We start from the raw sequence: 6,435 nt of genomic DNA on the forward strand, positions 1-6,435 counted from the left end.
CTTACCTCCTTCCGAATTTCTTGATTAAGAATGCTATCCCTCCTATGGAAGCTAATATGATTAAAATTCCTAACCAACCCATAAGCATTGGTGTTTTGACCATAATTCGAAAAGATAGATTTTGATTAGCTTCTGATGTTTTTGCCGTAATCTTGGTCACATAGTCTCCGGGAATGGCCTTTTTATCGGCTTTAATGGTTGCATAAACCGTTGATGTTTTTCCCGGTTCCAGGCTTTCTATTTTTTTGTTATCGAATGAAACTTCCCAATTTTTCGGTTTAGATGCCGATAGTTCTATATTCTCCAATTTTGTAGAACCTGTATTCTTAACTACCAACTCTACCTTTTTATCATCTCCTGCTGTTATTTTTGCACTTAACAATCCTGTTGGAGTTGAAAAAGACATTTCGTAAGTACCCGTAATAACAACCTCTAATTCCATCTCTGCAGAAGTGGAACCTGATACTGCTTTTACAGGAATCTTATAAGTTCCGGCTTTTACATTTGATGGTGCTTTGATGGTATAATTAATATTTTTTGTGCCATTGGCATCTACCTCGGTTGAAGTAGCCTGTTTATGATTAGGCTTAATCGTTACACTCCATCCCCTTGGTGGAGATGCCATTAATGCGTATTGTTGCTTAGTAGCTGTTTTATTCTTTAATACGGCATTAAATGAAAAGTTAGATTTTGAAGTACCTTCCATGTTTTTCTGGTCGCATGTAAGTTCTGATTCATTAGAGCCTGCTGTAGTTACATTAATGGTCAATGGCAATGAAGCTATACTGCCAAGCTTTGCATAAAAGGTATAAGAACCTTTTTTTACACGATAAGGAACATCAATTTTAAGTTTTAAAGTTTGTTTCTTGCTTCCTAATACAGCTACTTTATTAATATTCATTCCACTAGCTGTAAGTGTATAATTCCACGAACGTGGAATGTTGCTAATGTTTATGTTTTCGTTTATTGTCTGTTCGTTATTGTTGATGATATCCAGTGAATAATTTACTGTACTTCCGGGCGATACAGACACCTTGGTGTAAGGTGTAAAAATTTCTGTTTTACCATCATTAGCAAAAATGTTTTGCTGAACATTAAAAAATAAAATAGATACAATTAAAATTTTACAATAAGAATGTAGACTTTTCATAAGTTCCTCCTTAAAACATTAATAATTAAAAAATAAAACGCACTAAAGCATCCATGTTCAGAAAAGAGCATAGACATATATGAAAAGCATGCACAGAACAAACCTATGCATGCTTCAAATCAAAAATTTTATGATGCAAATTGGTACTTAGTATTTAATATTTCATCAATGACATCTGCATACTCATTTCTGAAACGTTCTCGTACCCAGTTTTGGAATTTTTCTTGGTCTTCTTGATTGAGCCAGGAGATAGATTTTATCAATTCCTTTCTAAAGAGGCTTTTGTCTTCATGAACTCCATTCAATACTGTCTTACATAAATCTAACATAGAACGATACTTTTATAAAATTCAACAAAACATTTACTGTTTTAAAAAGATATTAATCTGTTTTTTATTTATATGGTTTTATAATCCAAATGCGTAATAATAATTACCAGGATAATCCTCATAAACACCTTCCAGCATAACACCGCCTTTTTTATCTTGCAGGTAGTTTACTAAATCATCAACTGTTTTATAAAGCTTTCCATCCACCTTGGTAATAATAAAACCAACCTTTACATCTGTATGTCGTTTCAATTTACCTGTGAACAACTTAGTTATTCTGATTCCTCCGTCAATATCAAGTTTTTTAGCAGTTGACTTGTCAATTTCTTCCAACTCAACACCTAATACATCTAATATTTCTTTAGTTCCTCTTTCGTATAGTTTGGTTTTTCCCTCCTGATTTCGGAGTGTCACCAGATACTCCAACTCTTTTCCATAACGGTTTACTACAATTGCTACTTTGTCTCCTGGATGACGCCTACCTATAACTTCTAATAGTTTAGCAGATGCAGCTACTTCAACATCATTTACTTTAAGTATGACATCTCCAACCTCAATTCCGGCTTCTCCGGCAGCACTATTGCCGGAAATACTGTCCACATAAACACCTTCAGTAACTTTAAGGTCTTTTTCTTTTGCAAGATTCCCGTCAACGCTTCGAATCATTAAGCCCAAATAACCTCTTTGAACCATTCCATATTTAAGGAGGTCTTCAATAACTTTTGAAACTATATTTGCAGGAACGGCAAAGCCATATCCGGCATAAGCACCTGTTGGGCTCGCAATAGCAGTGTTAATTCCAATTAATCCACCCTGAAGGTTAACCAAAGCTCCACCGCTGTTTCCCGGATTAATAGCTGCATCTGTCTGAATGAAGGATTCAATCGCACTTTGGTCTCTTAAAATATTTATATTTCGTCCTGTAGCACTTACGATTCCTGCCGTCACTGTTGAATTTAGATTGAAGGGATTTCCAACCGCTAATACCCATTCTCCAACCTCTACTTCATCTGAGTTTACTAATGGCAAATAAGGTAATCCCTTTTCTTTTATCTGCAACAGAGCCAAGTCTGTAGACGGGTCTGTTCCAACTACTTTAGCTTTAAAAACCCGATTATCATCCAAAGTTACCTCAATATCATCAGCATTGGCAATAACATGGTTATTGGTTACAATATAACCATCTGCATTAATAATTACACCTGAACCGCTGCCTACCCTTGCTTGCGGACCTCTTTGTTGTGGCTGAGGGGATTCAAACTTAAATTCCGGACCAAAAAAGCGTTTAAACATGTCATCTTGAAAAAAATCCCTAAACGGGTCGGATTGATGACGATAGTTGTAGTTTTTAACATTCTGAACCTGTGTAGATTTTATATGAACAACCGCAGGCATTACTTTTTTTGCTACTTCCGTAAACTCAAGAGGAACTATTTCTCCACTTTTATTAACGGTATATGTAGCTCCTACAACCGGAGTGCCCGATATATGTTCAATCTTTACTGTTTTATTATTATTGCTATTTATAAAAAGAAACGTACTAATTGTAAGGGCACTGCTTACAACAGACACCAATAGCAATGAGCCAAACCTTTTCATTGTTGCTATATTTTATTGTTTAATACAAAATTAATTTCTACGACAAATTGTTTTGGTTAAAGACTGGTTAAACTCAGTTAAGAAAATGTTAAAGTGTATCACAATCCTTTATGCGACTACAATTCCGCACATTAATTTCATCCGTTTGTAAAACCACTTCAAGTCTCATCATTTCTTTATCCCATGAAACATTACTAATCATATAAATATCCTGGGGCAACTTATACTTAAAGCTTTTAAGCCTGTCGTAAGTTGATTTTTCGTTAATAGTTTTATCAAGTAACCTGAAGTACCTGGGTTTTACAATTTCTCTTCTCTCATAAATGATTAGAGATAAACAAGCCCCCTTTATATTTAACCTATAATTATTCTCCTTTAGCAAAGCCGAACTTATAAAAACACAAGTCCGCCCTTGCTTTTCCTCGTATTTAAATTCTACATTCTGATTGTTACATTTTTCTGTTGAAATGTAAGCATGGTTATTTCTTAATTGGTGATTACACCTGAACGTTTCTTTCTTTAAAACTTCCATTAAATCAAGATTTATCCATTTAAACAATTTGCTTCTCCTTATGCTGTATTCTTGAATAAGTTGTTAATACGAAGCTTTATCTCGTTAAGTATATTTTTTGGTTTATTGTTTTTTTCTTCCAACACTGTAGCATTACTTGAATCGCCAAATACCGGAATTTCCCTATAGCTTATGTATTCTTCTTTTTTTGGAATCTCTACTTTTAGAACACCTTTTTGGAATGAAGCATTGATATTATCGCGATTCATATCACTTGATAATCTTATATTTTTAACAAAGTGCTTTTCTATACTATTGCCAGTATTACTATTCCACCATGAACCTTTATTTTTGTTTGTTCCTTCGATGGTTAATACATTGTTTTGTAGACTCATTACTAAGTCTTTTTTTCTAAAATCTGGCAATGTATAACTATAGTTATAAGCAAATGGAGTTTCCGATATACTTTCTGTTTGCAGACTACTATATTCAAGTATTGGTTCAAATAAACTAAACTCAAATAATGGGCTGAACCAAGGTATTGTATTTGTACACATAATCGTTTTCATGATAATTACTTTATAAAATTAATATCAAGGGATACAACTTACTATCTAACTCTTAATTCTATTCTCCATCGTTCTTTCCTAATTTTGATGAATCAGGCTGTAAGACTGGAATGTTATGCCAATATTGAAATGGAGTAAATAGATTAAAAGTTGAATCGATTTTTGAGTTGAAAAATGGGTACATATAAACAGAATCACTATTAGGAGCTAGCGGAACCTGAGTAATTTCATTGGTTTCAACAATCTTTTCAGAAGACTCACTCTTCTTTGCTGAATCAACATTTAGTTCTTCCATTTGGTCTTCTACTTTTTTCACATCCGGCAAATACCATTGCCAGAACAAATAGTGATAAAACTATCCTTTTCATAACAAGATATTTAAAGAATTCGAAAATAAGGGCAGTAGAAACTGCCCATAGTCAATTACATAATTTCGATTTGTTTTGCAGGTTTTGGTTTAACCTCTTCGCGTTTAGGAAGTGAAATATGAAGGATTCCATTTTCGTAATTAGCTCCTATTTTTTCAGCATCCACTACATTTTCAGAAACTGTAAATGAGCGTTGGAAAGACTGGTAGCTGAATTCACGACGAGTTACTTTTTCACCATCTTTTTCTTCTACTTCACTTTTCTTTTCTGATGAAATAGTCAAACGACCATTGTCATAGTTTACTTTGAAATCTTCTTTGGTTAAACCTGGTGCAGCAACATCGATTAAAAACTCATTGTCGTTTTCTTTAACATTAACTGCTGGTAAGGTAGTGTCTGTGCTTGAATAGTTAGTTCTATTCCAATCCATCAATTCGCCATCAAAAAATCTATCGAAGATTGAAGGGGCTGATGGAAACCAGTTGTTTGATAATTTTGCAAGTGTCATAACTTTATCCTCCAAAAATTTAGTTCAATAAATTTTAATTAATTACACCTAATCTTTTTCAAACTAAATGCCAATTTTGAGGCCTTTATCCATTAAGAATTATTTTTTATTGATTTTCAAATAAATAGATTTTGTGGTATAAAAAGCAGTATTTATCCAAGAGTCATTTTGACATAAATCAATAACGTACTAGTGTCATTATAACCACTTTAACTGACAAAAATTCATATATAAATGAGCAACAATACTTGTAGTTAGATTCGCATTAAATAATAATCTAACGAAAGTTAATTGAATCAATCCGTCTCAACCACCCCTTCAAAAATTTGTGATTCTGACTTTTCTGAGCTATGGTGATGTAATAATGGATGCGAGCTGATTTAATGGCATTAAACAGTGTTTCCGAAGGGCAAGAATTAATTGCTTTAACTGTGTTCTTTCCAATAATCCCATCCAGTTTAAGGTCGTATTCAAAAAAGCGATTCAATACTTTTTGAACTCCACAGCTACTGCAGTAACTACTATTTACGCACCAGTCAAAAATATTTTACACTCCCTTTTATTATCCTATAGTATGCCAAGGATATGACGTTGTGTTGACTATGGTTTTACTAGGCCAGTTTTATGGTCTTTCTTCGGTTCCTTTGAAGCAGTGCCGAAGCATAAAACAATCAAAGAATGTGCATAGTCAACACAACCACAATACAAACACAATACAAAGAAATAGCAACAAACATGCATAGAATTAGCAATGACTATGCATAGAAATAGCAAAGCCACAGCATAGAAATGCAAAGCCATAGCATAGAAATGTCATAAAAACACCGAAAAACGACAAAACCGTGAATATTTTTGGCCAAAAACGCGATTTTGATGAATATTTTTGTCGTTTTTAGCGATTTTTGTGAATATCGGTCCTTTTTTACACCTTTTCGGCTCAAACCCGATTCTACCCCAAAATCATTCTACCTCATTAACAACATGTTACAAGCGAAAAAAGTTACTATAAAATTACAGTAATTTTTTTGCATTACTCTGCACGCTACTTTAGCACTATACAAATTAGTTGAAAGTTAAAAGTTGAAAGTTGAAAGTGATTTACAGCAGTGAGTTGAAAGTTAAAAGTTCAAAGTTGAAAGTGATTTACAGCTTGTAAAGAAGTATTATTAATGGTTATCGTGCAGCAGGATTCAGCTTTATAGTTTAATGACTGTTGACTAATGACCATTGATAAATAACTAGTTAACTAAAAATTCGGCCGATATATGTTTAACCCAACCTCTTTTAAAACCTGATCAATTTTGAGGGAGGTTACAAAAACAGAAAGATGCATGAACTTAAAAATTTCGCCATCGGTTCACTGGGTACTTTAGGAGTGATGGAAGCAGCAGATGCTCAAAT

8 protein-coding genes are annotated in these 6,435 nt (G+C 33.6%); all 8 read right to left on the bottom strand.

Annotation, left to right across the window (positions count from 1 at the left end; translation table 11 throughout):
- Position 1: 1 nt before the first annotated feature.
- A complete protein-coding gene (locus OM074_RS16975; RefSeq protein ID WP_301201634.1) occupies positions 2 to 1,150 on the bottom strand; it encodes a COG1470 family protein in 1,149 nt (382 codons plus the stop codon).
- A gap of 128 nt (positions 1,151 to 1,278) precedes the next feature.
- Positions 1,279 to 1,479 carry a hypothetical protein gene (locus OM074_RS16980; RefSeq protein ID WP_301201637.1) on the bottom strand — a complete coding sequence of 67 codons (201 nt, stop codon included), beginning with the start codon at positions 1,477 to 1,479 and terminating at the stop codon, positions 1,279 to 1,281.
- 78 nt (positions 1,480 to 1,557) lie between these two features.
- Complete coding sequence (locus tag OM074_RS16985) at positions 1,558 to 3,078, bottom strand: Do family serine endopeptidase (RefSeq protein ID WP_301201639.1); 1,521 nt, start codon at positions 3,076 to 3,078, stop codon at positions 1,558 to 1,560.
- A gap of 88 nt (positions 3,079 to 3,166) precedes the next feature.
- Positions 3,167 to 3,610 (bottom strand): hypothetical protein, encoded by a 444-nt coding sequence (locus OM074_RS16990; protein ID WP_301201642.1) that lies wholly within the window; start codon positions 3,608 to 3,610, stop codon positions 3,167 to 3,169.
- A gap of 38 nt (positions 3,611 to 3,648) precedes the next feature.
- The gene (locus OM074_RS16995) at positions 3,649 to 4,158 is read right to left on the bottom strand and encodes an Hsp20/alpha crystallin family protein (RefSeq protein ID WP_301201644.1); all 510 of its coding nucleotides are present in this window, start codon (positions 4,156 to 4,158) and stop codon (positions 3,649 to 3,651) included.
- A gap of 58 nt (positions 4,159 to 4,216) precedes the next feature.
- Positions 4,217 to 4,453: a hypothetical protein gene (locus tag OM074_RS17000; protein ID WP_301201646.1), complete on the bottom strand. Its 237-nt coding sequence runs from the start codon at positions 4,451 to 4,453 to the stop codon at positions 4,217 to 4,219.
- 128 nt (positions 4,454 to 4,581) lie between these two features.
- Positions 4,582 to 5,034: an Hsp20/alpha crystallin family protein gene (locus OM074_RS17005; protein WP_301201648.1), complete on the bottom strand. Its 453-nt coding sequence runs from the start codon at positions 5,032 to 5,034 to the stop codon at positions 4,582 to 4,584.
- A 277-nt stretch (positions 5,035 to 5,311) separates the two neighbouring features.
- Positions 5,312 to 5,521 (bottom strand): putative peptidoglycan-binding domain-containing protein, encoded by a 210-nt coding sequence (locus OM074_RS21520; RefSeq protein ID WP_363320288.1) that lies wholly within the window; start codon positions 5,519 to 5,521, stop codon positions 5,312 to 5,314.
- Positions 5,522 to 6,435: the final 914 nt, after the last annotated feature.

The organism is Plebeiibacterium marinum (assembly GCF_026013615.1).
GTDB classification, from domain to species: domain Bacteria; phylum Bacteroidota; class Bacteroidia; order Bacteroidales; family Marinilabiliaceae; genus Saccharicrinis; species Saccharicrinis marinus_A.